Below are 1,472 nucleotides of genomic sequence, written 5' to 3' on the forward strand. Positions count from 1 at the left end.
TATTGACCGTTAATACACTAACCCCTTGAAAACAGAAAAACACCCATCTCGCCGTTGGGTTCTGGCAGGTCTTTTTTTCTGGTTTAAGAATAGACGGCTCTGCTTGTTCATATCTTATTCTGTGTTGGACAGCATCCTACCCCATTGATGATCATTGCGACCACAGCCTGTCCAATGGTGACATTGCGTGCATCGAAATATTCGGCTATGTTTAGCTCCCGGCTCATAGCGGCGACCAAGCCAGGATGATTAAGGTTCTTAAACTGGTATTGAACTTGACGGCATATCGTTGTTCCTGAAGATCTGATCAGTCCTTTGACGTCAGATTTCACTAAAATGTCAATCCCGGTACTGGAAGGCAGATGAATAAATCGAGTTCAGGTCTTTAATTATAAATGACAACTCACGTTTATACTGACAAGAAAAGATATTTGCACATATTTGCTCAATGGAAGCGCAGGGGGGAATAGCTGGCCCCGATTTGTATTAGTTGAGGAAGCAATTATTATGACGTTTTCAAATTTGCCAGTAGAGTTAAAAACTAAAGTTATAAAACAATATTTTTCACCTCCTTTGGTACTGACAAAAAAAACAGCGAAAGCGTGGGGAAGGGATATTTGTAATTTTGCTTCTACGAATATGGAATTAAGAGAAATTTGTCAGCAAAAATCAATGATTCCAATCAAGTGTCGTGATATCTGTGAAACTATAAAGGATTACCCTAAACAAATTGTAGAGTTAATGAATAAATACAGCCGTTACCAACAGGAATATGAAAATCCAGCGTACAGACAACCACCTTATTTATTACATGAACCCAAAGGGTGTCCTATGCTTTTGGATGCGCTTTTTACTGGTTGCTCGTTACCCCATGCCAGAAGCACGTTCGATGAATATACTGAAGAAATTGAACAAGATATTAAATCTATGGTTAAGCTAAGTCCACAAAGCATCCACTGTAATTTTGGTGAATTACGTTGTCGTGATAATGTAACACCCTTAATGGCAGCATGTGTTAACCCTGTCATTCCTATTGAGATCATTGAGTTGTTACTTGAGAATGATGCAGACCCAAAGGAAAAAATTTCAGTTTCTAATCAAAGTCGATGCTTTCTTGAAGACCTTGCTGAAAACTTTACTTTGACAGATGAAAGGCTGTTGCAAATCAGAGAATTATTTAAGAGATATGGGGGTTAAACTGTAAACCAAAACTACTTTGTGGCGGCAATTGTTGCCAGGACATAAAAATGATCAATATGCCGACTCAAGAGCGAGCAGGTTAGCCTCGGTACTTAGGGTAGACATTAAGGAATTCTTCTTGGTAGGACTATTGTCCATTCTTTATTTAGCTTCTGCCATCGAGTGCAGGCGGGTCTCCAGTTGTTGCGGGTCTTGAATTGGAACCACAAAGCATACTAAGAGCACAAAGAAGAGCTTTTCTTTTCCTTTGTGCTCTTCGTGTGCTTCGTGGT

The 1,472-nt window shown here is 39.6% G+C and carries 2 protein-coding genes; one reads left to right on the plus strand and one right to left on the minus strand.

Annotated elements, in window-relative coordinates:
• Positions 1-107: 107 nt before the first annotated feature.
• Positions 108-332, minus strand: a complete 225-nt coding sequence (locus KDK14_RS00745; protein WP_257263102.1) for a DUF4277 domain-containing protein — start codon at positions 330-332, stop codon at positions 108-110.
• Between the two features lie 175 nt (positions 333-507).
• Between KDK14_RS00745 and KDK14_RS00750 the strand changes: the two genes are divergently transcribed.
• A complete protein-coding gene (locus KDK14_RS00750) occupies positions 508-1,197 on the plus strand; it encodes a hypothetical protein (protein ID WP_257263103.1) in 690 nt (229 codons plus the stop codon).
• The last annotated feature ends 275 nt before the right edge of the window (positions 1,198-1,472 follow it).

The organism is Endozoicomonas sp. ONNA2, assembly GCF_024606365.1.
GTDB lineage: Bacteria > Pseudomonadota > Gammaproteobacteria > Pseudomonadales > Endozoicomonadaceae > Endozoicomonas.